The organism is Rhizobium sp. A22-96 (assembly GCF_053521805.1).
On the sequence record NZ_JBNWDQ010000003.1, the window covers coordinates 253,535 to 276,997 of the forward strand.

At 60.1% G+C, this 23,463-nt stretch carries 29 protein-coding genes; 15 read left to right on the plus strand and 14 right to left on the minus strand.

Annotated features, from left to right (window positions below; genetic code table 11):
- Positions 1–57: 57 nt before the first annotated feature.
- Both ACQZ6F_RS13970 and ACQZ6F_RS13975 read left to right on the plus strand, forming a co-directional pair.
- Positions 58–180 (plus strand): hypothetical protein, encoded by a 123-nt coding sequence (locus tag ACQZ6F_RS13970; protein WP_267549768.1) that lies wholly within the window; start codon positions 58–60, stop codon positions 178–180.
- Positions 181–249: 69 nt separating this feature from the next.
- A complete protein-coding gene (locus tag ACQZ6F_RS13975) occupies positions 250–501 on the plus strand; it encodes a DUF1488 domain-containing protein (RefSeq protein ID WP_449093614.1) in 252 nt (83 codons plus the stop codon).
- 5 nt (positions 502–506) lie between these two features.
- Here ACQZ6F_RS13975 and ACQZ6F_RS13980 read toward each other — a convergent pair whose 3' ends face one another.
- The 3 genes from ACQZ6F_RS13980 to ACQZ6F_RS13990 form a co-directional block, all read right to left on the minus strand.
- Positions 507–1,736, minus strand: coding sequence for an MFS transporter (locus tag ACQZ6F_RS13980; protein WP_449093613.1), 1,230 nt, complete (start codon positions 1,734–1,736; stop codon positions 507–509).
- Positions 1,733–2,419, minus strand: coding sequence for a YbhB/YbcL family Raf kinase inhibitor-like protein (locus ACQZ6F_RS13985; protein ID WP_077472666.1), 687 nt, complete (start codon positions 2,417–2,419; stop codon positions 1,733–1,735). The genes ACQZ6F_RS13980 and ACQZ6F_RS13985 overlap by 4 nt, the downstream gene beginning before the upstream one ends.
- Positions 2,420–2,527: 108 nt before the next feature.
- Positions 2,528–3,343 (minus strand): helix-turn-helix transcriptional regulator, encoded by an 816-nt coding sequence (locus tag ACQZ6F_RS13990; protein ID WP_077472665.1) that lies wholly within the window; start codon positions 3,341–3,343, stop codon positions 2,528–2,530.
- 186 nt (positions 3,344–3,529) lie between these two features.
- Here ACQZ6F_RS13990 and ACQZ6F_RS13995 point away from each other — a divergent pair, with 186 nt between their 5' ends.
- Entirely contained in the window at positions 3,530–3,874 is a 345-nt protein-coding gene (locus tag ACQZ6F_RS13995; RefSeq protein WP_449093710.1) for a nuclear transport factor 2 family protein, read from the plus strand.
- Positions 3,875–3,912: 38 nt separating this feature from the next.
- On the opposite strand, the gene ACQZ6F_RS14000 is transcribed toward ACQZ6F_RS13995, so the two are convergent.
- A complete protein-coding gene (locus tag ACQZ6F_RS14000) occupies positions 3,913–4,563 on the minus strand; it encodes an aspartate/glutamate racemase family protein (protein WP_449093612.1) in 651 nt (216 codons plus the stop codon).
- Between the two features lie 442 nt (positions 4,564–5,005).
- Here ACQZ6F_RS14000 and ACQZ6F_RS14005 point away from each other — a divergent pair, with 442 nt between their 5' ends.
- The 3 genes from ACQZ6F_RS14005 to ACQZ6F_RS14015 all read left to right on the plus strand — a co-directional run bounded on the left by ACQZ6F_RS14005 (position 5,006) and on the right by ACQZ6F_RS14015 (position 7,274).
- Positions 5,006–5,419 carry a hypothetical protein gene (locus ACQZ6F_RS14005; RefSeq protein ID WP_449093611.1) on the plus strand — a complete coding sequence of 138 codons (414 nt, stop codon included), beginning with the start codon at positions 5,006–5,008 and terminating at the stop codon, positions 5,417–5,419.
- A gap of 294 nt (positions 5,420–5,713) precedes the next feature.
- Positions 5,714–6,316, plus strand: coding sequence for a superoxide dismutase (locus tag ACQZ6F_RS14010; protein WP_068387638.1), 603 nt, complete (start codon positions 5,714–5,716; stop codon positions 6,314–6,316).
- A 115-nt stretch (positions 6,317–6,431) separates the two neighbouring features.
- Positions 6,432–7,274: a metallophosphoesterase gene (locus ACQZ6F_RS14015; RefSeq protein ID WP_449093610.1), complete on the plus strand. Its 843-nt coding sequence runs from the start codon at positions 6,432–6,434 to the stop codon at positions 7,272–7,274.
- Positions 7,275–7,284: 10 nt separating this feature from the next.
- On the opposite strand, the gene ACQZ6F_RS14020 is transcribed toward ACQZ6F_RS14015, so the two are convergent.
- The gene (locus ACQZ6F_RS14020; RefSeq protein WP_449093609.1) at positions 7,285–7,986 is read right to left on the minus strand and encodes a helix-turn-helix transcriptional regulator; all 702 of its coding nucleotides are present in this window, start codon (positions 7,984–7,986) and stop codon (positions 7,285–7,287) included.
- A 128-nt stretch (positions 7,987–8,114) separates the two neighbouring features.
- On the opposite strand from ACQZ6F_RS14020, the gene ACQZ6F_RS14025 reads away from it, so the two are divergent.
- The 3 genes from ACQZ6F_RS14025 (at position 8,115) to ACQZ6F_RS14035 (ending at position 10,375) form a co-directional block, all read left to right on the plus strand.
- Positions 8,115–8,750: a LysE family translocator gene (locus ACQZ6F_RS14025; protein WP_449093608.1), complete on the plus strand. Its 636-nt coding sequence runs from the start codon at positions 8,115–8,117 to the stop codon at positions 8,748–8,750.
- Positions 8,751–8,915: 165 nt separating this feature from the next.
- Complete coding sequence (locus ACQZ6F_RS14030; protein ID WP_449093607.1) at positions 8,916–9,359, plus strand: c-type cytochrome; 444 nt, start codon at positions 8,916–8,918, stop codon at positions 9,357–9,359.
- A 101-nt stretch (positions 9,360–9,460) separates the two neighbouring features.
- Entirely contained in the window at positions 9,461–10,375 is a 915-nt protein-coding gene (locus tag ACQZ6F_RS14035; protein ID WP_449093606.1) for a c-type cytochrome, read from the plus strand.
- Positions 10,376–10,391: 16 nt separating this feature from the next.
- Here the strand turns inward: ACQZ6F_RS14035 and ACQZ6F_RS14040 are convergent, their stop codons facing one another.
- The gene (locus ACQZ6F_RS14040; protein ID WP_449093605.1) at positions 10,392–11,165 is read right to left on the minus strand and encodes a class I SAM-dependent methyltransferase; all 774 of its coding nucleotides are present in this window, start codon (positions 11,163–11,165) and stop codon (positions 10,392–10,394) included.
- Positions 11,166–11,272: 107 nt separating this feature from the next.
- Here ACQZ6F_RS14040 and ACQZ6F_RS14045 point away from each other — a divergent pair, with 107 nt between their 5' ends.
- Positions 11,273–11,899: a C39 family peptidase gene (locus ACQZ6F_RS14045; RefSeq protein WP_449093604.1), complete on the plus strand. Its 627-nt coding sequence runs from the start codon at positions 11,273–11,275 to the stop codon at positions 11,897–11,899.
- A gap of 40 nt (positions 11,900–11,939) precedes the next feature.
- On the opposite strand, the gene ACQZ6F_RS14050 is transcribed toward ACQZ6F_RS14045, so the two are convergent.
- On the minus strand, positions 11,940–12,428 hold the full coding sequence (locus ACQZ6F_RS14050) for a GNAT family N-acetyltransferase (protein ID WP_068385291.1): 489 nt from the start codon (positions 12,426–12,428) through the stop codon (positions 11,940–11,942).
- Between the two features lie 198 nt (positions 12,429–12,626).
- On the minus strand, positions 12,627–13,040 hold the full coding sequence (locus ACQZ6F_RS14055; RefSeq protein WP_174070805.1) for a MerR family transcriptional regulator: 414 nt from the start codon (positions 13,038–13,040) through the stop codon (positions 12,627–12,629).
- A gap of 126 nt (positions 13,041–13,166) precedes the next feature.
- Between ACQZ6F_RS14055 and dmeR the strand changes: the two genes are divergently transcribed.
- From dmeR to bla, 3 genes are all read left to right on the plus strand, one after another.
- Entirely contained in the window at positions 13,167–13,439 is a 273-nt protein-coding gene (gene dmeR, locus ACQZ6F_RS14060; RefSeq protein WP_077472654.1) for a Ni(II)/Co(II)-sensing transcriptional repressor DmeR, read from the plus strand.
- A 36-nt stretch (positions 13,440–13,475) separates the two neighbouring features.
- Positions 13,476–14,432 carry a CDF family Co(II)/Ni(II) efflux transporter DmeF gene (dmeF, locus tag ACQZ6F_RS14065; protein WP_449093603.1) on the plus strand — a complete coding sequence of 319 codons (957 nt, stop codon included), beginning with the start codon at positions 13,476–13,478 and terminating at the stop codon, positions 14,430–14,432.
- 85 nt (positions 14,433–14,517) lie between these two features.
- Positions 14,518–15,519: a class A beta-lactamase gene (gene bla / locus ACQZ6F_RS14070; RefSeq protein WP_449093602.1), complete on the plus strand. Its 1,002-nt coding sequence runs from the start codon at positions 14,518–14,520 to the stop codon at positions 15,517–15,519.
- A gap of 84 nt (positions 15,520–15,603) precedes the next feature.
- Here bla and ACQZ6F_RS14075 read toward each other — a convergent pair whose 3' ends face one another.
- The 4 genes from ACQZ6F_RS14075 to ACQZ6F_RS14090 all read right to left on the minus strand — a co-directional run bounded on the left by ACQZ6F_RS14075 (position 15,604) and on the right by ACQZ6F_RS14090 (position 20,433).
- Entirely contained in the window at positions 15,604–16,137 is a 534-nt protein-coding gene (locus ACQZ6F_RS14075; protein WP_267549750.1) for a hypothetical protein, read from the minus strand.
- A 75-nt stretch (positions 16,138–16,212) separates the two neighbouring features.
- Complete coding sequence (locus tag ACQZ6F_RS14080; protein WP_449093601.1) at positions 16,213–17,718, minus strand: protein adenylyltransferase SelO; 1,506 nt, start codon at positions 17,716–17,718, stop codon at positions 16,213–16,215.
- 72 nt (positions 17,719–17,790) lie between these two features.
- Positions 17,791–18,318, minus strand: a complete 528-nt coding sequence (locus ACQZ6F_RS14085; protein WP_449093600.1) for a DUF1697 domain-containing protein — start codon at positions 18,316–18,318, stop codon at positions 17,791–17,793.
- A 21-nt stretch (positions 18,319–18,339) separates the two neighbouring features.
- Positions 18,340–20,433 (minus strand): S9 family peptidase, encoded by a 2,094-nt coding sequence (locus tag ACQZ6F_RS14090; protein ID WP_449093599.1) that lies wholly within the window; start codon positions 20,431–20,433, stop codon positions 18,340–18,342.
- A 285-nt stretch (positions 20,434–20,718) separates the two neighbouring features.
- Between ACQZ6F_RS14090 and ACQZ6F_RS14095 the strand changes: the two genes are divergently transcribed.
- Entirely contained in the window at positions 20,719–21,108 is a 390-nt protein-coding gene (locus ACQZ6F_RS14095) for a DUF930 domain-containing protein (RefSeq protein ID WP_077472682.1), read from the plus strand.
- A gap of 24 nt (positions 21,109–21,132) precedes the next feature.
- Here the strand turns inward: ACQZ6F_RS14095 and ACQZ6F_RS14100 are convergent, their stop codons facing one another.
- The gene (locus ACQZ6F_RS14100; RefSeq protein WP_449093598.1) at positions 21,133–21,465 is read right to left on the minus strand and encodes a chaperone modulator CbpM; all 333 of its coding nucleotides are present in this window, start codon (positions 21,463–21,465) and stop codon (positions 21,133–21,135) included.
- Positions 21,466–21,468: 3 nt separating this feature from the next.
- The gene (locus tag ACQZ6F_RS14105; protein WP_077472646.1) at positions 21,469–22,380 is read right to left on the minus strand and encodes a DnaJ C-terminal domain-containing protein; all 912 of its coding nucleotides are present in this window, start codon (positions 22,378–22,380) and stop codon (positions 21,469–21,471) included.
- A 268-nt stretch (positions 22,381–22,648) separates the two neighbouring features.
- Between ACQZ6F_RS14105 and ACQZ6F_RS14110 the strand changes: the two genes are divergently transcribed.
- Positions 22,649–23,443, plus strand: coding sequence for a polysaccharide deacetylase family protein (locus tag ACQZ6F_RS14110; protein WP_449093597.1), 795 nt, complete (start codon positions 22,649–22,651; stop codon positions 23,441–23,443).
- Positions 23,444–23,463: the final 20 nt, after the last annotated feature.

Below are 23,463 nucleotides of genomic sequence, written 5' to 3' on the forward strand. Positions count from 1 at the left end.
GAAGACAGCTTTTATGCTATTATGATTTTGGTCGGCACAACCATTAAGGAGGCCGCCATGAAGATCTCTCTTCCTGCTTCTGTCTATCTATACGACTATTACAGGCTGTTCTTGCAGCTCTGTGTCGTCGCGGCGATTGGATTTGTCATCTACTCCACGCTGTTTGGATTGACCTGGTGATATTGGAAGTCATCAAAGCCGCCGGCCTGCATGAGGCCGTCGGCCTGAACTCTTATGAGGTAGTCGACGATGGGCTTGAGCTTTCCCAACCGCAGCCGCAGTTATGATGCCTCGGCAAGGCGTATCCGCTTCACCGGCCATGACGGCATGTTCGAGGTCTCGTTTCTCGTCGACGCAGATGTCTTCCCGGGTTCGAATACCGAAGCCGGCTATCTTGCCGCCTTCGATAATGGACGTGAAGCGATCCAGAAGGCCGCAGCCAAAGCCTATGGCCATGCCCGGCGACGCCTCTACGTCCTGACCTCAAGCGATTTTCGCTGAGAAGACTACTCCGCTTCCTTCTTCGGGCTGACCCACCAGCAATAGACGGCCCCCATCGCCAGCAGCACGCAGGTGCCGAGGAAGACGGCGCGCATGCCGATATGGCCGCCCACGAAACCGCCCATCACGGGACCTGCCACCTGACCGACATATTGCGACGAGATGGAAAGGCCGAGGATGCTGCCGGTGGCCGCATCCGGAACATTGTGCCGGATAACGGCGGTGATGCACGGCAGGAGGCCGCCGAGCGCCACGCCCATGAGGAAGCGCAGGCCGATCAATTGCCAGGCGGAGGTTACGAAAGCCTGCGGAATGAGCAGCAGCGCCGCGACGGCAAGGGCCGCCATGATGACCTGCCAGTAGCCGATGCGGTCGGCAAGCTTACCGAGCCATGACGACGACAGGATGCTGCCGAGTGCCGCAGCGGCCATGACGACGCCCGACACCATCGTCACATTGGCGTCGGTGACGAACTGCGCGACATAGACGGTTATGATCGGCTCGATCGACATATTGGCCAGCATCAGCAAAAGGCCGAGCGACAGCATGGCGATGACGGGGCCTTTGTCGGGAATGGAGGCCCAGCTGCCGCTGGCCTTCCCGGCCTTCTTGCGAGCGGCGGATTTCTCCTCCTTGATCAGGAAAGTCGTCGCCAGGAAGGTGAAGAAGATCACGCCGCCGGCCAGCAGGAAGGTGCCGCGGATGCCGATGATCGGCGGCAGCGCGCCGCCAATCAAGGGTCCCACGAGATTGCCGGCCATGATACCGGCAGACAGCGTGCCCAGCGCCCAGGCCGAGCGATGCTTCGGCGTCTGCGCCGCTACCAGCACCATCGATCCCGAGGCATAGCCGCCGGCAAGACCGGTGAACAGGCGCAGCGCCACCAGCTGCCAGACATTGCCAGCCATGCCCATCAGCGAGATCGCCACCGTCATGCCAAGGCTGGCGCGGATCAGCATCAGCTTGCGGCCGTAGATGTCGCCGAGCCGCCCCCAGAGCGGCGCGACAAAGGCGGCGGCGAAGAAGGTGGCGCCATAGGCGATGCCCGACCACTGCACGATCGCCGCCTTGTCGGTGACGCCGAGTTCCTCGACATAGAGCGGCAGAAAGGGAAGCAGCAACGTCATTGCCACAATGGTCGTGAACGAGCCGACGAGGGCGACAATCAGGTTCCGCATCCAATGGGCGGTTTCCGGCTCGGCAGGCGCTGCTGCTTCCCATCTCGTCTCGGTCATTTCTTGGCCTTTGCATTCATTGTGTAAAACAGTTCCCGGCTGCCTGACGCCAGGATGTGACCCTTCGCGGCGGCGATCAGATCGGCGCGGGTGAACAGGTCGGGAAGATTCAGGCGGTCGACATCCAGCGCATAGACGGTGACGTGATAGCTATGGATACGCTCGTCGTTCCAGGGCGGGCATGCGCCCATATAACCGCCATGCGGTCCATCCTTCAAGTTGCCGCCGCCGGCACCATTCTGGCCGCGCCGCCCATAGTCTGTGCGCTCAAGCGGCAAGCCGGTCGCGGAGGGACCATTGCCATCCGCGCCTTCGGCAAGCGTCGTTCTGGAGGCGGGAATATCGGCAAGAACCCAATGGACGAATTCCATCCGCTTGAAATCCTTCGGGATGGTCTTGTCGTCCTTGTTGAACAGCGAAAAGTCGGTCGGCACGTCCGGGTCGACCATGGCAATGGCGTAGGAGCGCGTGCCCTTCGGCCCCTTCGACCATGACAGCGGAAGGCTCTTGTTCGGGCCAGGCGCCGATTTGTCGCTCGGCGTCGAAATGCAGGATGCATTCTCCGGCAACAGCATCCGACCGTCGCTCTTTTGGATCGTCACCTTGAGATCGGCCGCCAGCGCCGGCGTGGCGATTGCTGTTGCGAGGATGACGGTGTTCAAAAACTTGAGCATGGTTTTCATGATGTTGCCCTTTCGTGTTTGAGCTCGGTTGAGCTTTCGAGGGCAGGGTCTAGCAAATTCATTCGGAGCGTCGGCGCACGTAAACGCTCAATATGCGGCCTGAAACGCTCAGGCGCTGCGCAGCCGATCGGCGAAGCGGCGAGGGGAGCGGTAGCCGGTGGCAAGGGCCGCCTCGCGCAACGACAGTCCGTCTTCGGTGAGCAAGGTCGTCGCCAGCGCCACACGTTCGCTTGCCAGCACCTCACGCAGCGATGCTCCCTCCTGTGACAGGCGGCGTCGCAGGGTCGCGTTGCTTGTCCCCAGCTCCGCGGCGATGAGATCGGCGGTCCAGGGGCGATCGGGTTGCCAGCGCACCAGCGCGCGCACCGCCTCGGCGGTCGTTTCCGGTGAGCCCGGTAGGGCGCCGCGCATGCCGAGCACCATCAACACTTCCAGCAGGCGATGTTCGATCAATGCGATCGGCAGTCCGCCCTGGGCGATGCCTTCGCCGGCATGCTGAACCACGGCAGCCAGCAGCGCATCCAGCGGCAGATCGATCTGCGAGGCGATATGCGCGGGCGGAAAGGCCTTGGCGGCGCGACGCACAAGCTCGTCGGGAAAGGTGATGAAGATCGCCCGATAGACACCGCTTTGCGGGTCGGGATCGTTGACGACATCGCCGTTCCATCCGGCCGGCAGCACAATTACCGTACCGGCAGCAAAGCGCCGATGCCTCCCCATGCTCAGGATCTCCTTGGAGCCTTCGAGGATCGCAACGATCGAAACCTGGGAAAACGCCGATCCGGCGATGCGCTCGCGTTCACGCGTGACGAAGGTGAAGAGCGAGGAGTAACTGCTAGCGCCGATCGGCGGCGTTGTCGGACGGTTGTCCTTGGCCGCCAGGCGGCGCAGTTTTTCCAATATATGATGATGAGCCTCGGACACGACGATGGCTTCCTGCTGATGGGGTTGCGGATGAGTTTGGACCACACGGGCGTCAATGCCAAGTCCGCAAACCGCCTTGTCGGTTCGGTCGATGCATGTTATAAACTGATTGCATTATGCAATCAGTTTATGGTGCCCCCGAACGGAGATCGAAACTGGTTGCCCATCCTGAAAAGGAGATGCGCCATGAACTCCCTTGAAGCTTCCCGCTGTGACACGGTGCGGCGTCTGTTCGCCGCCTATGTGGCGCAACATCCCGATGTCGTCGAGCTGATGCTGGCGCCCGACTTCACCTTTTCCAGCCCGCGTGACGATCACATCGACCGGCGACGATATTTCGAGCATTGCTGGCCGCGGGAGAAGGTGTTTCGCGATATTCACATCGAACACCTGATCGCCGATGGTGGCGAGGTGATCGTCAGCTATCGCGCCGAGAAAGTGGATGGTGGCAGCTTCCGCAATGTCGAGCTGATCCGCTTCGCCGGCGACAGGATCGCGGAAGTGAATGTCTATTTCGGGCGCAACATCTGACGCTTTCCGCCCGGAGTGGTATGAAATAACAGTTGCATTCACACAGCGGCGATCTTCGACAGAGCTGCGGCGAGCGCGGTCGTCGGGCCGCTCATGGGGCGCACGCATGTCTCGGGGAGCAATAGTGCTGCATCGGTCATGGAAGCCTGCGCGAAAGCTACAGTAGTAGGGTTTTCGTCGTAGGCAGCCTTTACCGCGTCGGCGATGGAGGCGAGATAGGCTGGCTGATCGCCCGCCCGGAACAATGCCCATGCGCCGGGGATCAATCGAACTTCGATTTCGGCGCCTGTTGCCTTTGCCGCCGCCTCGAACAGCTCGGTGGTCGGGTCGACGGTCGTTTCGACGGTGCAGAGGATGATAACTTTGCCGCCTGCTTTTACAGCCTCGTCGGCAAGGACGCCGTCGGCTCTGATGATCGGAGCTGCGGCAGCGGTAGCGGCTTGCAAGGATGCCGGACCGAGTGTGGAGCAGTTGAGGATGACGGCATCGGCGTCCTGTGCAAGGTGTTGCAGGGTGTCAGCCGTTTGCGCCACGATATCGGCCGTCAATCCTCCCAACCGCTCGGCAGTCAGGAGAAGATCGGCGCGGACATGGTGATGGAGGGCGCCAGCCGGCAGGCCAATCTGCCTCGCTGCGTCCTCATAGATCGGGATATTGCTGTCGGCTGTGTGCAGGCAGGCTATTTTCAAGGGTCTGGTCTCGTTAAAGCCACCTTGATGGTGGCGGTTCGGCGAACCTAGCCTTTGGCACAATGGTTGTCGACGCGTGACATGCGCAGCTGTCTGGCGGCGCATTGGCAATACGAAAAAGGCGAAGGCGCGAGCCTGATTTATTCGGCGTCTGCGCGGGCCGCGATCGGCTCTATGTCGATTTCCTGGGTCACCCGCTCCTGGGCGACGTCGTCATTGCGCATGCGATATTGCGGAGAATTGTCCCGCACAGGAAGAAAAGCCGTAATCCGATAAACATCAGCCGCTTTTGGGGAAAGGCCTTTCATGCTCTTGAGGCGAACAGTCTGGCCGATGGGGAAACGATGGATGGGCACGGTGGACTACGTCTTTCCGACCACTTCTATTGCAATGGCCTTGTTATCGTGGCGCTCGGGCGCGGATGTTGTTTATCGGAAGATGCATGTCCGGCAAAACGGCGGAACTGCCGCTTGCCGAACATCGTGGCTTGATTGTTGGCGGAGTGATTGCGGGCTGCCAGTACATCCGTGGTCAGCAACGCATTCCGTTCCAATCATGCCAATCTGAGTTTGGAAATCGAGCTGCGGCCCATGCCGTCCTGCTCCATTTCGAAGATCAGTTTCTGACCCTTTTTAAGCGTTTCCAGACCGGATTTCATCACGATCTTCGCATGAACGAAGATAGCGACACTTCCGTCCGTCGGCTGAATGAAGCCGTAGCCTTTTTCCAGGTCGAAATTCTTGACGATACCGTTGAACACACTCTCTCCCCGGACTTGGCACAATCAAACGCCGACAATTGTGCCGTCGATAGTCAGACCATACGGTTGAGGAGATCAGCGGGTCGAGAACTCTGACGCCGCGAAGAGCTAAGCTGCTCAAAACGATAAATGCGCAACTATAGGATGATTGAGGCTTAAATAAGACCAGTCATCGGTGAAAGGGCGAATAGGCTGCCGAATGCCGAATTTAAGCGGCGCCATCATGTCCATGTCGGCTTGGTCGGCACAAGTGATATCTGACTGATTGACGGGTAAATTTTCCTCCGGCGTGCAACTTTTTTGGCATGTCGGCGGTTGCTCTTCCAGGTGACCGCTCCTATGTTCCGCATCACCTGCCGACGCAATTTTTTGCCAAGAGGAGATATGACCATGGCTTTCGAATTGCCTGAACTTCCCTATGATTACGAAGCCCTTTCGCCCTTCATGTCGCGTGAGACGCTCGAATATCACCACGACAAGCATCACAAGGCCTATGTCGACAACGGCAACAAGCTCGCTGCTGAAGCCGGCCTTGCCGATCTCTCGCTCGAAGAGATCGTGAAGAAGTCCTTCGGCACGAATGCCGGCCTCTTCAACAATGCAGCCCAGCACTACAACCACGTCCATTTCTGGAAGTGGATGAAGAAGGGCGGCGGCGGCAACAAGCTGCCTGGCAAGCTCGAAGCAGCCTTCGCCTCCGACCTCGGCGGCTATGACAAGTTCAAGGCCGATTTCGCCGCTGCCGGCGCCACTCAGTTCGGCTCCGGCTGGGCATGGGTTTCCGTCAAGAACGGCAAGCTCGAAATCTCCAAGACCCCGAACGGCGAAAACCCGCTCGTTCATGGCGCCACCCCGATCCTCGGCGTCGACGTATGGGAACACTCCTATTACATCGACTATCGCAACCTGCGTCCGAAGTATCTCGAAGCCTTCATCGATAGCCTGATCAACTGGGACTACGTCCTGGAGCGCTACGAAGCCGCAACGAAGTAAACTTCGCCGCATCGGCTGGTTTTCGCACCCGGCGTCTCCTTGGCGCCGGGTGTTTTCTTATAAGCCAGTCGGCAACCATGTATCCGCCTGCCGCTTGCCGACCTAAGGAGGCTGAATGCCATCAGCACCGCTCTTCCGATTTGGTGTCATCGCCGATCCGCAATATGCCGATCTGGAGCCAAACCTGGCCCTCAATCGCTATCCGGCGAACAGCCTCGCCAAGCTTCGCGATGCGATAGAAGAATTCAATCGGCACGATCTCGCCTTCGTGGTGACACTCGGCGATATCATCGATCGCGAATGGAAGAGTTTCGACGGCATACTCCCTGTCTATGAAGCGCTGCGCCACCCAAAGCATTTCCTGCTCGGCAATCACGATTTCGCTATAGCCCCTCAGCATCTGAAGGTTGTTCCCCCGCGCGTCGGCATGCCGTCGGCCTATTACGACTTCAGCCATGCCGGCTATCGCTTCATTGCGCTCGATGGCAACGAGATCAGCGTTTTTGCGCCGCCGGAAGACGACCCGCGTCGAGACGAGGCGAAGGCCCTGATGAAGGCGCTGGAGAACTCGGGCGCCCCGAACGGGCAGCGCTGGAACGCCGCCATCGGCAGTGCCCAGTATGACTGGCTGGTCGAGAAGCTGCACGAGGCAAAGGCGGCGGGCGAGAAGGTCGTCGTGATGAACCACTATCCGATCTTCCCCGAGGACGGGCATAATGCGCTCGATAGCGACCGGCTACTGGCGCTACTCGTACAACATGATCATGTCGTCGCCTACCTCAACGGCCATAATCACGCCGGTAATTTCGGTGCTGTTGACGGCACTTACTTCATTAATTTCAAAGGCATGGTCGATACCGAGACCAGCAGCGCCTATGCGATCGTCTCTGTCTACGAGGATCGGCTTGATATCTCCGGCTTCGGACGAGAGACAAGCAGGAGCTTGCCGTTAGGCTGACATCCCTATGTCAGCCGGTTGCGGCCGAAGTGCCGGTCTGCCAACCATTCACCCAGATCTGCCGCAACCTGTCGCCTTCGCTCTTGAACCAGAGGCCGGTCGCCTGGCAATCCTCGATCCGGTCGCTGCGAAAATTGCGGATCGCCTGCCGTAGCTCGCACCAGGCGACGATATTGGCCGATTCGGCGTAGTAGATCAGCGCGATTGGGCGGATCAGGCGCTCTGTGGCGCGGCCGTGTTCGTCACGATAGGCAAGATCGAGCTTTTCCTCGTCGCGAATGGCGCGGCGCACCAGCGAGAGATCGATGGCCGAGGCCGACGGAGCGGCAAAGCCCCAGGCATGCAGTGCGTTGGCCTCGAAGGTCTGACGCAGCGGCGGCGGCACGGCGCCGGCAATCTTGGTGCTGACGCGCTTGGCAGCCTGCTTTAGCTCATCATCGCCGGTGCGCTCCAGAAGCGCCAGCGACAAGACGATCGCTTCCATTTCCTCGATCGAGAACATGAGCGGCGGCAGGTCGAAGCCGGGGCGCAGGATATAGCCGATACCGCGTTCGCCCTCGATCGGCACCCGCATGGCCTGCAGGGCGGCGATATCGCGATAGACCGAGCGCACGGTGACTTCCAGCTGGTCGGCAATATCGGCCGCCGTGACCGTCCCTTTGGCCAGTCGCAGGATCTGAATGATCTCGAACAGGCGCGACGCCTTGCGCATTTCCTCTTCCCACATTGAAGGCTACTGACAACACCCTGTCAGTTGGCTTCATCTATATGACTGCCTATCGACTTGAAAATCAACAATTTCCTCTGCCGCATCCGCGCGGGGAACGATAGGCAACTGACATGGGTTACGCAGAAAATCTCTGGCTCTTCTTTCTTCTACTCTTGGGCATCATCATCGTTCCGGGCATGGATATGCTGTTCGTGCTCGCCAATTCGCTCACCGGCGGCAGCAATCGCGGATTGGCCGCGACAGGGGGCATCATGCTCGGCGGCGCCGTGCATTCGTTGAATGGCGCCATCGGCATCGGTCTCCTGATGCATTTCGTGCCCGTTCTCTTCAATCCGCTGTTGGTCTTGGGCGGCGCCTACATGGCCTACATCGGCTACACGCTGATGCGCAGTTCCATCACGGTCGGTGAAGAGGGTCCGGCCGGCAGCCGTTCCGCCTGGAAGGCTTTCCGCCAGGGTGCGGTGACTTGCCTGATCAATCCTAAGGCCTATCTCTTCATCCTTGCCGTCTATCCGCAATTCCTGAAGCCGGATTACGGCCCGATGTGGATACAGGCCGTCATCATGGGAGCCATGACCATCTTAACGCAGTTTGCCATCTATGGCGGCCTTGCCATCACCGCGGGACGCAGCCGCAATCTGCTGGTCGCCAATCCCGGAGCGACCGCCTTTGCCGGCCGCGCCGCCGGATTGCTCCTCGTCGCGGTCTCGGCATTCACGGTGTGGGAAGGGTTGAGAATGGCATGATACTGTGAGCGGGCAGGCCAGTGTGTCGGGAACATGACACTGATTTTGCTGGGTTCTCACCACTTTGTGACTTCATTGCCGGAACGGAAACCGGCAAACATGTCGCTGGTAATGCGCCGGCCGCGCACGCGGTCCTTATGACGAGTGGAGAGGTAGGAGAACGAAATGAAGTGGAAAGCGATTGTGACGGCAACGGTTTTTGCCGGTATCGCCCTGGGTTCAGTCGTCGCAGCCGACGGCACGCATGATAGCCGCATCGGATTGATGAAGAAGATCGGCGGCGCGACAGGTGCGCTCGGCGCGATTGCCAAGGGTGACAAGCCCTATGATGCCGAGATCGTCAAGGCTTCGCTGACGACGATCGCCGAAACGGCAAAGGCGTTTCCGGATCAGTTCAATCCGCAGAGCGACAAGACCGATGCCGAGGTCAACCCGAAGATCTGGGACAATCTCGATGACTTCAAGGCCAAGGCCGCCAAGCTTTCGACCGATGCCGAGACGGCACTCGCCCAGCTTCCGGCTGACAAGGCTGGTGTCGGTGCGACGCTGAAGACGCTCGGTGGCAGCTGTGGCGCCTGTCATCAGGCCTACCGCATCAAGAAAGACTAAGCGGTAGGTCGGCCTCGTCTCAGGATTGGTTTCGGCATCCGCACCGGCTTTGCCGCCGGTGCGGTGCCTTGTAGTTTTAAAGCCGAGCTAAGGGGGTAGATGTGATGGCGCGGTTTGTCCGGTGGCTGCTTTGCCTCGTCTGCGTGATCGTTCTTGGCTGTGGCGCGTTCTATGTGATCACCGCGCCGTCGCCCTTGCCGGCGAGCCATTGGGCCAACCTCGGCGATCCCGATGTCAAGAATGGCGAGATGGTGTTCTGGGCCGGCGGCTGCACGAGCTGTCACGCGGCGTCCGGTGCTCAAGGAGACGCCAAACTGGTACTGTCAGGCGGGCTCGCGCTCACCAGCCCCTTCGGCACCTTCCATGTGCCGAACATCTCGCCGGATGAAAAGGCCGGGCTCGGCAGCTGGACACTTACCGATTTCGGCAACGCCATGAAGCGCGGGGTCGGAAAGAACGGCGAGCATCTCTACCCGTCCTTTCCCTACGGCTCCTATACTCGCATGAGCGACAAGGACATCAACGATCTCTGGGCCTTTCTGAAGACCCTGCCGAAGAGCGACAATGTGGCCCCGCCGCATGAACTGCCGTTTCCCTTCAACATCCGGCTGGCGCTCGGCGGCTGGAAATTCCTCTATCTCAACGATCAGCCGCGCGTCGTGCTTGCCAATGCGGACGAGAAGGTCAAACGCGGCCAGTATCTGGTGGAGGGCCCGGGCCATTGTGGCGAATGCCACACCCCGCGCGATGCCCTCGGCGGCTTCTTGAGCGGCCAATGGCTGGCCGGAGCGCCCAATCCGGAAGGCAAGGGCCAGATTCCCGACATAACGCCCGGCTCGAAGGCCATCGGCAGTTGGAGCGCCGGCGATATCGCCAACTATCTCGAAACTGGCTTCACGCCGGACTACGATTCCGCTGGCGGCTCGATGGCCGAAGTGCAGCAGAATATAGCCCACCTTCCGGCGACGGATCGCGAAGCGATCGCGGCTTATCTAAAGGCGCTGCCGTCGCGGTGAGGGGAGGTTATTTTGATCAACCCGAGCGCCGGGCGAGATAAAGATGCGTTTCGTAATGCAGCTCGAATTCGCTGCCTTGAGCGGTAATTGCGTCGGAGATTTCGGAAAGCAGAGCTTTCATCCGATCGTCAGGCAAAAGCCGATAACTTGAGAGCGTGCGCAGCAGGTCGGTATAGCTTTGTGCGGTGTGCGCTCGGCTCCAGCGATAGCATCGCTGTGTCGGCGCTTGAAAATGTTCGGACTGGCGCAGCAATTCGGCGAACGGCCCCTTTGGCAGATACCATGCCTCCACCGGCGGTCCAGCAAGCTGCGGAGCATGGCGGGTGAAGATATCGGCGAACTTTTCCGCGAATGGCGGCTCGGGCGGCATCGGCACATTGCCGAAAACCGCGAGGGTTCCATCCGGGGTAAGCTGGGCGGCGGTCTTGGCGAAGCGCAGTTCCGGTGAAACCCAGTGGATTGATTGCGCTGCCGCCACAAGCTTGAATGCTCCCGCTCCGCCCGGCCATGCCTCGAAGGTGGTCTGCACAAAGCGAACCTTGGGAAACTCCTCCAGACCTTTCCGTGCGACCGCGATCAAGTCCTCGCCCGGATCGAGTGCGAGAACGGAAAGACCGCGGCGTGCAAACACTTGCGTCGCCTGTCCCGTGCCGCAGCCGATTTCAAGGATCTTATCCGTGTCGTTGAGGCCGGCGAAGGCGATGACGTCGTCGAAAAGCGCTTCGGGATAGGTGGGGCGGGCATTGTTGTAGAGGCTGGCAACGCCGTCGAATGTGAACCGCTGTTCCAAGGCACGCCTCCAGTTGTAGATCAAAGCCGGCAGCCATTTTTCTAGCGCATTTCCGATAAAGCTTATAGCGGCAATAGCGCGGGATTCGGCAACGGGAGAGAGCAGTCGTGGACGCAAGGGTGGCGCATAGGGTTCCTTACTTCAGCCAATGGGAAACGCCTGACATGACGCTGGCTGTCGTGGCCGAGGGCGCGCAGGTGGCTTTGCTGAGAGATCCGCTCTGGGCCTCGTCTGGCGCCCGCACCGTCGAGGACTATGCCCGCTGGGCCGGCAATCTCTGCGGCATGGCCTGCCTGAAGATGGTGCTTGCCGCCCGCACTTGCAAAACAGTGCCGATCATGGATCTGGCTATGGGATGCAGAGATTACGGCGGTTATGTCGAAGAGGCGGATGGCCGGATCAAGGGGCTGATCTATGCGCCCTTCGTTCCCTTCGTCAAGGATCGCTTCGATCTGAATGCCAGGGTCGTCACCGGGATTTCCGCCGCCGACATCGCCGATATCCTCGGGCAATCGGAGTTCTTCATCGCGTCAGTGCATCATTCCATCCGCTGGCCCGAGACCGAGCCGCCAATGAAGGGCGGCCATCTGGTGCTGGTCACGGGCATCGATGGAAGCAGGATTCGCTTCCACAATCCGTCCGGTCACGTCGTTGCGACGCGTGAGAACGCGGAGATGTCGCTGGAGGTGTTCGAGAAGTTCTTTGCAGGCCGTGGGATCGCCATCGATCGTTAAAGCTTTGAGCAGCCAACGACGATCCCTCTAAAGGCCGGCATCAGGCAAGTGCCTGCAGATAGCGCATGCCGGTCACCGGCCGCGGCTTGAAATCCATGTTTTCGTAGAAACGGTGGGCCTGGACATTGCCTGTCGCGGCGCCCACGGAAAGGTAGCTGCAGCCGGACTTGCGGGCCACTTCGCGGGCGCGGTCGACGAGATGCTGCCCAATGCCGTGGCCGCGATGGCCGTCGCGCACGAACAGATGATGCAGGTCCATGCCCCGCTGTCCCTCTTGCGCCTTGTAGAGCGGCACGAGGATGGCGTAGCCGATCAGACCGTCATCGCCTTCAGCCACGAGCGCCGTAATCCAGGGCATCGGGCCGAAGAGATCACGCTCGAGCTGTTCGGCGGTCGCGCCGGAGGGGTCGCCGTGATGGGCGGCCAGCAGCCGGATCATGTCGTTCAATTCCGGCAGGTCACGCGGCTGCGCATTGCGGATGGTCAGAACGGGTGGGCGAAGTAGTGAGATGTCGCTATCGTCTAGCATGGCATTCTGCGTCCTTGTTATTTCAATGAGCCGTCAGGACGCTGCCGATACAACAAAGCCGCCTGACGGCGGCTTGTTGACAAAATGATCTGTCTTGGCCGCCCCTTACAGGTACAGCCAAAAATACGAGCGATTGTGGAGCGCGTGCTTGATCATGGGCGCATAAATGATCCGGTTGAGCGCATTTGTCAATGGGGCCTAATGCTCGTGTTCGCATAGTCCGTGATCGGACAAAGCCCGGATCACATAGCAATCCTCGATGCTGTGGCCGTCGCAATGCGAGACGATGCGTTCGAGCTCGTGCTCCAGCCTCTTCAGCTGTGCGATCTTGATGCGCACATCGTCGAGATGCTCGCGGGCGATGCGGTCTGCTCCCACGCAAGGACTATCCGGATGCTGGCTGAGCGAGATCAGTTCCTTGATGGCGTCGATCGTCAGGCCGAGATCGCGGCCATGGCGGATGAAGGCCAGGCGTTCCAGATCGGCCTTCGAATAGCGCCGCTGGTTGCCTTCGCTCCTGTCCGGCTCCGAGATCAATCCCATCTGCTCGTAATAGCGGATGGTCGGCACTTTCACGCCGGTACGCTTGGACAGCTCGCCGATCGACAACATGGCATAATCTCCAATACCTCTAGTCTCTAGAGCAATATATGCGAGTGCTTCGGGAATTTGCAAGGGCGGGCTTCCCTCTCCGCCTTAAAAATAGTATACCCCCCTATATTATATTTCGAGGTGCAGATGTCCCACACCATTCGCCAGCAAGCCAAGCTTCTGTCACGCGTTCGTCGCCTGAAAGGCCAGATGGAGGCGGTGGAGCGTGCGTTGGAAGCGGAAAGGCCGTGCGGCGAGGTGCTGCAGCTTCTCGCCTCCATTCGCGGTGCGCTGACCGGGCTGACTGGTGAGATCTTGGAAGATCATCTGCATGAGCATGTGCTCCATGCCGAAAGTGACGAGGCCCGCCGCCAGGCGGTCGATGAAATATCCGATGTGCTGAAGACCTATCTGCGCTGATCGGGATTTCAGCATGTTCAACAGGAGAATGATGTCATGAGTATTTCCTCCGAAGCGGGCCATAGCCACGTCTTTCTCGGCTCCGATCATAGCCGCAACGAGAGACGCATCTGGCTCGTCATCGCGCTGACGGCGGTCATGATGGTGATCGAGATCAGCGCGGGCTCGGTCTATGGCTCCATGGCGCTGATTGCCGATGGCTGGCATATGTCAACCCATGCCAGCGCCATGCTGATTTCGGCGCTCGCCTATCTCTATGCGCGCCGGCACGCTCACAATGCGCGCTTCACCTTCGGCACCGGCAAGCTCGGCGATCTCGCAGGGTTCGCCAGCGCCATCGTGCTGGCGGGGATTGCGCTATTGATGGGGTGGGAGAGCTTGCTGCGGCTCTTCAATCCGGTCGCCATCAACTTCCACGAGGCGATCGCCATTGCGGTGGCGGGTCTCGTCGTCAATCTCGTCAGCGCATGGCTGCTGCGCGGCGATCATGGCCACGATCATCATGGCCATTCCCACGCACATGAACACCATCATGATCATGGCCACGACCACGCTCCCGGCGGCAAGGATAACAATCTGCGCTCGGCCTATATTCATGTCATCGCCGATGCGATGACCTCGGTTCTTGCCATTGCCGCGTTGCTGCTCGGCAGCCGTTTTGGCTGGACCTTCCTCGATCCGTTGATGGGCATTGTCGGCGGACTGGTGATCCTGCAGTGGTCGTGGAGCCTGCTGCGGGCCTCCGGCGCCATTCTGCTCGATTTCATTCCGGTGGGCGAAGACTTGCCGGATGAGATCCGCGAAGCCATCGAAACCGGCGAGGATCGCATCACCGACCTCCATGTCTGGCAGGTCGGGCCTGGACACCACGCGGCGATCGTGGCGGTGGCGACACCCATGTCGCGCGACCCCGCCTTCTACAAGGCCCGGCTCGCCGATATTCATGAGCTATCTCACGTCACCGTTGAAGTCACGGTCGACAAGGAGGCATGAAATCGAGTAGCAATCGGAGTGGTCAGAGGCTTGCCGCATTCCTCGCATAGCCCTCAATCTGCCCGATTCTGCTGGAGGCCTTCGCATGCCCATATTGCTCACCCGCCGCCGCCTCGTGGCCGGCTCGGCGTTGCTCGTTCCCGCCCTGACATTCGGCCCGGATGTGCTGTTTGCCGAGGATAGCAGCGCCTCGCCGCAGCCCTCCGCCGCAACGGACAACGCGGCAACACCGGATGCCAGCGGGCAGGGTATGGATGGAACCGACGCGGCGCAGGACAATTCGCAGCTCTCCGACGATGTCGACAAGCAGCTGGCGGATCTGGAAAAGAAGACCGGCGGCCGGCTCGGCGTATCCGTGCTCGATACAGAAACCAATATTTCGCTCGGCCATCGTGAAGAAGAGCATTTTCCGCTGTGCAGCACCTACAAGGCGCTCGCCGTCGGTTTCGTGCTGGCGCGCGTCGACCAGGGTGTCGAGAAGCTCGACCGTCGCGTTGCCTATGGCAAGGACAAGGTTGTCACCTATTCGCCGGAAACGGAAAAACATGCCGGCACCGATGGCATGACCATTGCCGAGCTTTGCGGTGCTGCGATCACGCTGAGCGACAACACCGCCGGTAACCTGCTGCTCGAAAGCTTTGGCGGTCCTGCGGCACTGACCGCGTGGCTGCGCACCACCGGCGATACGGAAACCCGCCTCGATCGCAACGAGCCAGACGTCAATCAGGCGATCAAGGACGATCCGCGCGATACGACGACGCCGGATGCCATGCTCGACAGTATCGGTCTTCTGACGCTCGGCAATACGCTGTCGGAAACATCCAGGGATCAATTGGTCAACTGGCTCGTCGGCAACACCACGGGCAACAATCGCCTGCGCGCCGGACTGACGAAAGATTGGAAGGTCGGCGACAAGACCGGGACCGGCAATAACGGCTCCTATGCCGATGTTGCCGTCATCTGGCCGCCGGAGCGCGGCCCGATCCTGGTGACGACCTTCGTCGCCGAGGGCACGGCACCGGCGAAAGACATCGAAGCCGTCTTTGCCGAAGTCGGCAAGATCGTCGTCGGTATGGTCGGGCAATAGCAGGAAATACGGTAGATAAAACAAGGCGATGCGATCGTGATGTGAATCAGGATCGCATCGCCTTCATGTAACGTGGCAATATGTTCAAACAAGAGACAAGGCAGAGGACGCGCTGTCCGTTTCCTTGTCGTCGTCGCTATTGTTGACGCCGAGCTTCTGCTTGATCTCATCCGCGATCTGGTCGTTGATGGCCTTCTGATCATCTGCAGACAGCGACTTGAAGGAATCTTCCGTCAGGCCGTGCGCGTCGAGATATTGCGCGCGGATCTTTTCCGCCGGCGTCATGTTTGCCCATTTGGCAAACTCATCCAGAATATCCTGATTGGACTGTTTGGCCGATGCCGCCGCGCTACTGTTGCTTGCAGCTGACGAATCGTCTTCATCGGTGCTGCCGTCGGATGCCGAAGACGATGTCGCGCCGATCTGACTGAGCCAGAAGCCGGACGAAATCGAGGACGGGACGCCGCTCGACGAGATCGAAGGTCCTTGCGATTCTTCCTGCTGATCGCCATCGCCGCCCGGCAGGGTAAAGGGCGTGCTGTCGTCACCATCGGCATCCTGCTGGCTGCTGCGGATCGGGGTGCTGAAGTAGTTCTGCGTGCTGTGGTGCACCTTCATCGTCATATCTCCCTGTGGGGTTTGACGCGACGATGACTCCGCAAACCTGTCCGGGGCTTGTGCGTCCGGCGTTTCTCAAGTGCCGCAGAAGGTCTGCAGTACCTGTTCTGCCGGCAGGGGCGGCTCGGCATAGGGAGCGAAGGACGGTTGGTCCTCGTAGGGCCTGGAAAGCACCTCGAGCAGTGCCTCGAACAGCGAGAAATCCTCGTCCTCGACCGCGGCCTGGATCGCCTGCTCGATTCGATGATTGCGCGGAATGAAGGCCGGGTTGGCCTTTCGCATTGCCTGCGCCCGTACCGCCGCAGTCCGGGGATCGCGCTCCAGCCGCTCGCGCCAGCGCTCAAGCCAGGGCGCTAGGGATTGCGGATCCTCGAAAGTAGCGGCAAAATCCGTGATATCGTCATCGGCGACGAGAGTGGCAAGCCGGCGGAATGCGAGCGTGAAATCGGCGCTCTGTTGCTGCATGGTCGCCAGCAGCGACTGGATCAGCTCAAGATCGCCATCTTCTTCGTTCGCAAGGCCGATCTTGGCGCGCATGCCCGCAAGCCAATGGGCCTGGAAGCGCTCGCCATAGGCCTTGATGACAGTGTTCGCCAGGTCGATCGCCGTGTCGGCAGATGGGTCGATCAGCGGAATCAGCGTTTCGCCGAGGCGCGCGAGGTTCCATTGGCCGATCGCCGGCTGGTTCGCATAGGCATAGCGGCCGTTGCGGTCGATCGAGGAAAACACGGTCGCCGGATCATAGGCATCCATGAAGGCACAGGGACCGAAGTCGATTGTCTCGCCTGAGACAGTCATATTGTCGGTGTTCATGACGCCATGGATGAAGCCCACATGCAGCCAGCGGGCAATCAGCGCCGCCTGCCGTTCGGCCACGGCTTCGAGCAGCGCCAGATAGGGATTCACCCTGTCTCTGATTTCAGGATAATGGCGCGCAATGACATGATCCGCCAGTGTCCGCAGGCTGTCGGTATCGCCGCGCGCCGCAAAGAACTGGAAGGTGCCGACGCGGATGTGGCTCGCCGCTACGCGCGTGACGATCGCGCCGGGCAGTACCGTCTCACGGTAAACCGGCTCCCCGGTGCTCACAGCCACCAGTGCCCGCGTCGTCGGGATGCCGAGTGCGTGCATGGCCTCGCTGACGATATATTCGCGCAGCACCGGACCGAGCGCCGCACGCCCGTCACCACGCCGCGAAAACGGCGTCGGGCCAGCACCTTTAAGCTGAATATCGCGTCGTCTGCCGTTGCGGTCCTTCACCTCGCCGAGAAGGATCGCGCGACCATCGCCGAGCTGCGGCACGAAATTGCCGAACTGGTGTCCGGCATAGGCCATGGCAATCGGTTGTGATCCCGGCAAAAGCTGGTTTCCCGAAAAGATCGCTGCGCCATCACGCTCCAGCGCGGCCACGTCGAGCCCGAGCTCTCGCGCCAGTGCCTCGTTGAATTTGATCAGTCTCGGCGCCGCCACAGCCGTCGGCGCCTGGTCCGCGAAGAACTGCTGTGGCAGGCGCGCATAGCTATTGTCGAACGGAACGGGTGGTGCTTGAAACGCAGCTGTTTCGGAAGGAAGAGAGCTCATGTCCCTAAGGTAGGGCGGGCGAGGAAGAGACGCAAGCTGCGGGTCGTAATCCGGTCGCGTCCCGTTGTGTCGTCAGCGTTTGCCGTCCTCCATCTCCCGCGCCATTTCCGCCAGTTTCCTCAGCGTGTTGAGATTTCGCGCTGTTCCCGCCTTTAGCGCTGGCAGTTTCAATTTCGAACGCCCCGAACCGTCGGGATAGTGGATGTAGATTTCCCTTCCTGCCACCTGCACCTCCTCGCCACCGGGTGCGATGAGCTTGTCGAGCGCATCCTTCGGCGCTGCCTCCGGAAGGAAGGTTACGAGCAGATAGTTCGGCTTGGCATTCGGGAAGGGGGAGCTTTCCGCTGCGGTCTCTAGCTCCCGGCGGCTGCGCAGGATCACGCCGGGCGATTTGCCCATCTTGCGCGCCAATGCCTCCTCCAGGCGTGCCTGCACCGTGGCCTCGGCCTCAGCCGAGCGAAAAAGCAGGTTGCCGCTCTGGATATAGGTCTTCACATCAGTGAAGCCGATCTCCTCGCAGAGCACCTTCAGTTCCGCCATCGGCAATGTGCCGGTGCCGCCGACATTGACGGCACGCAGCAGGGCGACAAAGACGCTCATCGGTTCCTCCCGGCATTTCGCCTACATCTTATTCGCGACCTTGATGGCGAAGGAATATTCGAACGCCACTTCCTCCAGGCGCTGGAAACGACCTGACGCACCGCCATGACCGGCATCCATGTTGGTCTTCAACAGGATCGGCGCATCGCCCGTCGTCTTGTCGCGCAGCTTGGCAACCCATTTCGCCGGTTCCCAATAGGTAACGCGAGGATCGGTGAGGCCGCCAAGCGCGAGGATGGGTGGGTAGGGCTTTTCGCCGACATTGTCGTAGGGGCTGTAGGCGGCGATCTGCTCGTATTCTTCCTTGCTGTCGATCGGGTTGCCCCATTCGGGCCATTCCGGCGGGGTCAGCGGCAGGGTGTCGTCGAGCATGGTATTGAGCACGTCGACGAAGGGGACGGCGGCGATGATGCCGGCGAATTTTTCTGGCGCCATATTGGCAACCGCGCCCATCAGCATGCCGCCCGCCGAACCGCCCTCGGCGATGATCTTCGCGTAAGAGGTGAACTTCTGCTCATTCAGATAGTCGGCAGCGGCGATGAAGTCCTTGAACGTGTTGGTCTTCTTCTCCATCTTGCCGTCTTCGTACCACGAAAAGCCCTTGTCCTTGCCGCCGCGGATATGGGCGATGGCATAGACGAAGCCGCGATCGGCAAGCGACAGGCAATTGGTGTTGAAGCCGGACGGAATGGCGATGCCATAGGCGCCATAGCCATAGAGCAGGCAGGGAGCCGAGCCGTCAAGCGGCGTGTCCTTGCGATAAAGCAGGGTCACCGGCACTTGCTCGCCGTCCCAGGCAGGCGCAAAGACGCGGCGGGTGACGTAATCGGCGGGATTATGACCCGAGGGCACTTCCTGCGTCTTCAACAGGGTGCGCTCGCGCGTCACCATATTGTAATCGTAGAGCTGGCTCGGCGTCGTCATCGACGAATAGGAGAAGCGGATGACATCCGTATCGTATTCCGCAGCCCCTTGCAGGCCGAGCGAATAGGCTTCTTCCTCGAAGGCGATGGAATGTTCCTCGCCGCTGCGGCGGTCGCGGATGATGATGCGCGGCAGACCGTCCTTGCGCTCCAGCCAGATGAGGTGGCGTGCGTAGGCCATGTGGCTAAGGATCAGCGTGCCTGGCTTGTGGGCAACGATCTCGCGCCAGTTTTCCTTGCCCGGTCTGTCTGCCGGCGTCTCCATGATCTTGAAATCCTTGGCGTCGCCGTCATTCGTCAGAATGTAGAAGACCTCGCCGCCCTCCGTGATCTCATATTCGATCCCGATCTCGCGCTCCGCCACCAGCTTCGGCTCGGCCGTCAGATCCGAGGTCGGGATGATGCGGTATTCGCTGGTCTCGTGGTCGTGGATATCGATGAATATATAATCATCCAACAGCGAGCCGCCGACGCCCATGAAGAAACCGGCATCTTCCTCTTCATAAACCAGACGGTCGTCGGATTGCGGCGTGCCGATGATGTGATGGAAGATCTTCGACGGGCGATGGTTCTCGTCCTGCAGCGTGTAGAAGAAGCTCTTGCCGTCGGGCGCCCAGACGCCGCCGCCGCCGGTATTATCGAGTACATCGGCAAGATCCTCGCCGGTCTCGAGGTTGCGAACCTTCAGCGTGAAATATTCCGAGCCCTTGTCGTCATAGCCCCAGATGCCATGGCTGTGGTCTGTGGAATGGTCGATACCGGAGAGGCGGAAATAGGACTTCCCTTCATTCTCCTTGTCGCCGTTCAACAGCAGCTTGCGGTCGCCGCCGTCGCGGGCCTCGCGAAAGTAATGCGGCTGCTCGCCACCGGTGACGAAGAGCGTGCCGTAGGCGTAAGGACCATCCTTGACCGGAACAGAACTGTCGTCTTCCTTGATGCGGCCTTTCATCTCGGCGAACAGCGCCTTCTGCAGGTCCTTCGTGTCGGCCATAGCCGCATTCATATAGGTGTTTTCGGCTTCCAGATGCGCGCGGATTTCCGGGGCCAGGATCGACGGATCCTTGAACATCGCCTGCCAGTTGTCGGCGCGCAGCCAGGCGTAATCGTCGCTGCGGCTGATGCCGTGGCGCGTATCCGTAACGGGCTTTTTCGGGGCGGCAGGCGGCGTGGGGAGGCTCTTGAAAACTGACACTGGAGCGCTTTCTCTGGTATGAAAGTCGGATGCGAGGAGAAGAGAGAAATAGAGGGCAGCCGCGCGAGGTTCAATAGGCAAGTGTGTCCTCAAGCTTCATGCAAGTCGTGGTAATTAATCTCGGTTGAACAGGCGGCGTGCGGAAAATCCGAGGGGAACGTTGCCTTGATGAGACCACATTCTTTACCGAAGTCGACACGTAATGCGTCGACATAGGGCGGTTGAACCGCCTTCCCCGGTGGAATGGACGCAATCAAATCCAGAACAATGCACGGGACGGTCATCATGCTGAAATTCTTTGCCCTCCTTATCCCTTTGGCCGCTTTCGCCAACTCCGCCTTTGCCGTTGATGCGACCATGAAGAAGGAATTGGAGAAGCTCGATCCTTCCGAACGGATGGAGCAGGCCTGCGACGCGGAGGCGATGAAGCGGATTGGCACGGACAAGACTGGCTTCAAGCCGGACAAGGTAATTGCCTATACCTTCGGCGATCCCGCGATGAACACTGATTCCATGAATGCGCCCGGCGCAGTCTTCCGCAGCAAGGGCGACTGGTATCATCTCTCGTATAATTGCGTCACTGGCCCGCAGCATGTTCATGTTCGGGAATTGAGCTATCAGATTGGCGACAAGGTGCCGCGCGACAGCTGGCAGCAGCACTATCTCTATAATTGAACGACCGGTCGATTCCGCCAGAGGCTAGCGCAGCCTTTGGCCTTCCACGCGCGCAAGTTCAGACAGGATGCGCTCCTGCACATCGGGCGGCTGGCGGCGGACGGCATCCGTCACATCGCGCAGCGTTGCGCGGAGACTGTGAAGCTGATCGACCAGATCCATGACGACATCGACACCGGGCTCGTTGAGGCCCATGGCGTTGCTGAGATCGAGAATGAGCTGGCCGCGCGCAATATCGGCCTCGCGGAAATTCCTGCCCCGGTCGGTGATTTCCGGAACCAGCCAGCCTTGCGAGATCCAGACTTCCAGCACTGTCGTCTCGATCTCGAGGTGCAGTCGAAACTCTTTCTCTTCCATCACCTATTCTCCCATGGTCTTTCTGGGATCTTGCGTCTTGCCTGCCTCCCATTCGGAGACGAAACGCGTGAGCTCGGGGTCGGCCACATCGGGAAGGACTACCTTCAAAGTGACGTAGGCGTCGCCGTTGTCCTTGCCGCGCACCGGCGCACCCTTGCCCTTCAGCCGCAGCACCTTGCCGGAATTTGAATTCGGTTGCAGTGTCACTGTGACGGCGCCGGATGGAGTGGGAACACGGACCTTTCCGCCCAACACCGCCTCGGTCAGTGAGATCGGCAGCTCCAGCCGGATATCGTCACCGTCGCGCGTGTAGAAACGGTGCGGAGGCACATGCACCGCAATCAGCGCATCTCCGGGCTTGCCGCCGTTAAAGCCGGGGTCGCCCTTACCCTTCAGGCGCAGCGTCTGTCCGTCGCGGGTGCCCGGCGGTATCTGGACATCAAGCTCCGGCCCATCGGGCAGGCTGATCTGCTTTTTCACGCCGTTGATGGCGTCAAGAAAGTCGACTTCCATTGTATAGTGACGATCTTGACCCTGCATCTGGGATTGGCCTCGGCTGCGCCGCGAGAAGAAATTGGAAAACATGTCGTCGGCATCGCCGAAATCGGCAAATCCGCCGGCATTCTGATAGGGGCCACGCTGACCTTCATTGGCAGCGTAATCGCGGTAATAGCTGCGCGGCGGCTTCTCGGCGCCGCTGCTGTCGATCTCGCCACGGTCAAAACGCGCACGTTTTTCCTCATCGCCGACGATGCCATAGGCTGCCGAGACTTCCTTGAACTTGTCTTCTGCCTGCTTGTCGCCAGGGTTGAGATCGGGGTGCAGCTTCTTGGCAAGCTTGCGATAGGCGCTTTGGACATCCTTTTGCGGGGCATCCCGTTTTACGCCCAGAATTTCATAGGGATCGCGGCTCATGCATGTCTCTCTTTGGGAGCACCGAAAAATACGCAGATAGTGCTAAGGCGGTCTCATATCAATCGTAACATAGACGTGGTTTGGTTGAAGCCCGCAGCCTTGTGCTTTGTAAGCTCAGTGCATTGTGATGGAAATGGCCACATTTGCCGCCAGTTTGCCATATTTCCGGCGTGTTGCCGGATGATGGCGAGCGTCGACGTGAAAAGCTGTGGCAATCACAGGCTTCTTCCGCCAGATTTTATTGCTCGATCCACTCGGTGGCTGCCCGATGAACCGTTTTTTGCTGACGTCCGCATTCCTTTTCGCCACCGCCTCGGTCGTCGTGGCCGCTCAGCCGACGCAACCGCCGGCCGGTTGGCCTGAGTTGCCGCCGAAGGCTCCGGCCTCCAACGTCAAGCTCGTCGAGCCACATCTGCACGTCAATCGGGCCGGCAAGGGTGCGCCGCGTATTGCTCTGACGTTCGACGCCTGTATGGGCAAGACCGATCCGCGCATTCTGAGCACTCTGGTCGATCAGCGTATCCCGGCGACCATCTTCGTCACCGCGCGCTGGCTGCGTACCAATCCCGATTCTCTTGCCGTCTTCCTGGCCCACCCCGATCTCTTCGAGCTGGAAAATCACGGACAGAACCATATTCCCGCTGTCGATGTCCCCACAAAGGTCTATGGCATTCCCGCCGCCGGATCGCCGCAGGCGGTGGCCCAGGAGGTCAAGGGTGGGAGCGATGCGATGATCGCCGCCGGCATTCCGCAGCCGCGCTGGTTCCGCGGCGCGACCGCGAAATATACGCCTGCCGCCATTACGCAGATCCGCGGCATGGGTTATCGGATCGCCGGGTACTCGGTGAATGGTGATAGCGGCTCGCTGCTGCCGGCCAGGATGGTCGAGAAGCAATATGCCTCCGCCAAGGACGGCGATGTCATCATCTCCCACATCAATCAGCCGACGCATGCAGCCGGCGAGGGCGTGGCGGCCAGCATTCTGGCGCTGAAAGCCAAGGGCGTGCAGTTCGTCCGCCTGCAGGATATCCCCGAAAAGGGCGACGACGGCACCACGAACTGATGGCGTAAAGCGCGGTTCTG

Coding starts and splice junctions, on each gene's coding strand:
- ACQZ6F_RS14015 (WP_449093610.1), top strand. CDS start 6,432: ATGCCATCAGCACCGCTCTTCCGATTTGGTGTCATCGCCGATCCGCAA.
- ACQZ6F_RS14080 (WP_449093601.1), bottom strand. CDS start 17,718: ATGAGCTCTCTTCCTTCCGAAACAGCTGCGTTTCAAGCACCACCCGTT.
- ACQZ6F_RS14050 (WP_068385291.1), bottom strand. CDS start 12,428: ATGCTAGACGATAGCGACATCTCACTACTTCGCCCACCCGTTCTGACC.
- ACQZ6F_RS14020 (WP_449093609.1), bottom strand. CDS start 7,986: ATGCGCAAGGCGTCGCGCCTGTTCGAGATCATTCAGATCCTGCGACTG.
- ACQZ6F_RS13975 (WP_449093614.1), top strand. CDS start 250: ATGGGCTTGAGCTTTCCCAACCGCAGCCGCAGTTATGATGCCTCGGCA.
- ACQZ6F_RS14005 (WP_449093611.1), top strand. CDS start 5,006: ATGTCCGGCAAAACGGCGGAACTGCCGCTTGCCGAACATCGTGGCTTG.
- ACQZ6F_RS14085 (WP_449093600.1), bottom strand. CDS start 18,318: ATGAGCGTCTTTGTCGCCCTGCTGCGTGCCGTCAATGTCGGCGGCACC.
- ACQZ6F_RS14055 (WP_174070805.1), bottom strand. CDS start 13,040: ATGTTGTCGATCGGCGAGCTGTCCAAGCGTACCGGCGTGAAAGTGCCG.
- dmeF (WP_449093603.1), top strand. CDS start 13,476: ATGAGTATTTCCTCCGAAGCGGGCCATAGCCACGTCTTTCTCGGCTCC.
- ACQZ6F_RS14105 (WP_077472646.1), bottom strand. CDS start 22,380: ATGAGCCGCGATCCCTATGAAATTCTGGGCGTAAAACGGGATGCCCCG.
- ACQZ6F_RS14110 (WP_449093597.1), top strand. CDS start 22,649: ATGAACCGTTTTTTGCTGACGTCCGCATTCCTTTTCGCCACCGCCTCG.
- dmeR (WP_077472654.1), top strand. CDS start 13,167: ATGTCCCACACCATTCGCCAGCAAGCCAAGCTTCTGTCACGCGTTCGT.
- ACQZ6F_RS14010 (WP_068387638.1), top strand. CDS start 5,714: ATGGCTTTCGAATTGCCTGAACTTCCCTATGATTACGAAGCCCTTTCG.
- ACQZ6F_RS13970 (WP_267549768.1), top strand. CDS start 58: ATGAAGATCTCTCTTCCTGCTTCTGTCTATCTATACGACTATTACAGG.
- ACQZ6F_RS14025 (WP_449093608.1), top strand. CDS start 8,115: ATGGGTTACGCAGAAAATCTCTGGCTCTTCTTTCTTCTACTCTTGGGC.
- ACQZ6F_RS14095 (WP_077472682.1), top strand. CDS start 20,719: ATGCTGAAATTCTTTGCCCTCCTTATCCCTTTGGCCGCTTTCGCCAAC.
- ACQZ6F_RS14100 (WP_449093598.1), bottom strand. CDS start 21,465: ATGGAAGAGAAAGAGTTTCGACTGCACCTCGAGATCGAGACGACAGTG.
- ACQZ6F_RS14075 (WP_267549750.1), bottom strand. CDS start 16,137: ATGAAGGTGCACCACAGCACGCAGAACTACTTCAGCACCCCGATCCGC.
- ACQZ6F_RS13985 (WP_077472666.1), bottom strand. CDS start 2,419: ATGAAAACCATGCTCAAGTTTTTGAACACCGTCATCCTCGCAACAGCA.
- bla (WP_449093602.1), top strand. CDS start 14,518: ATGCCCATATTGCTCACCCGCCGCCGCCTCGTGGCCGGCTCGGCGTTG.
- ACQZ6F_RS14030 (WP_449093607.1), top strand. CDS start 8,916: ATGAAGTGGAAAGCGATTGTGACGGCAACGGTTTTTGCCGGTATCGCC.
- ACQZ6F_RS13980 (WP_449093613.1), bottom strand. CDS start 1,736: ATGACCGAGACGAGATGGGAAGCAGCAGCGCCTGCCGAGCCGGAAACC.
- ACQZ6F_RS13995 (WP_449093710.1), top strand. CDS start 3,530: ATGAACTCCCTTGAAGCTTCCCGCTGTGACACGGTGCGGCGTCTGTTC.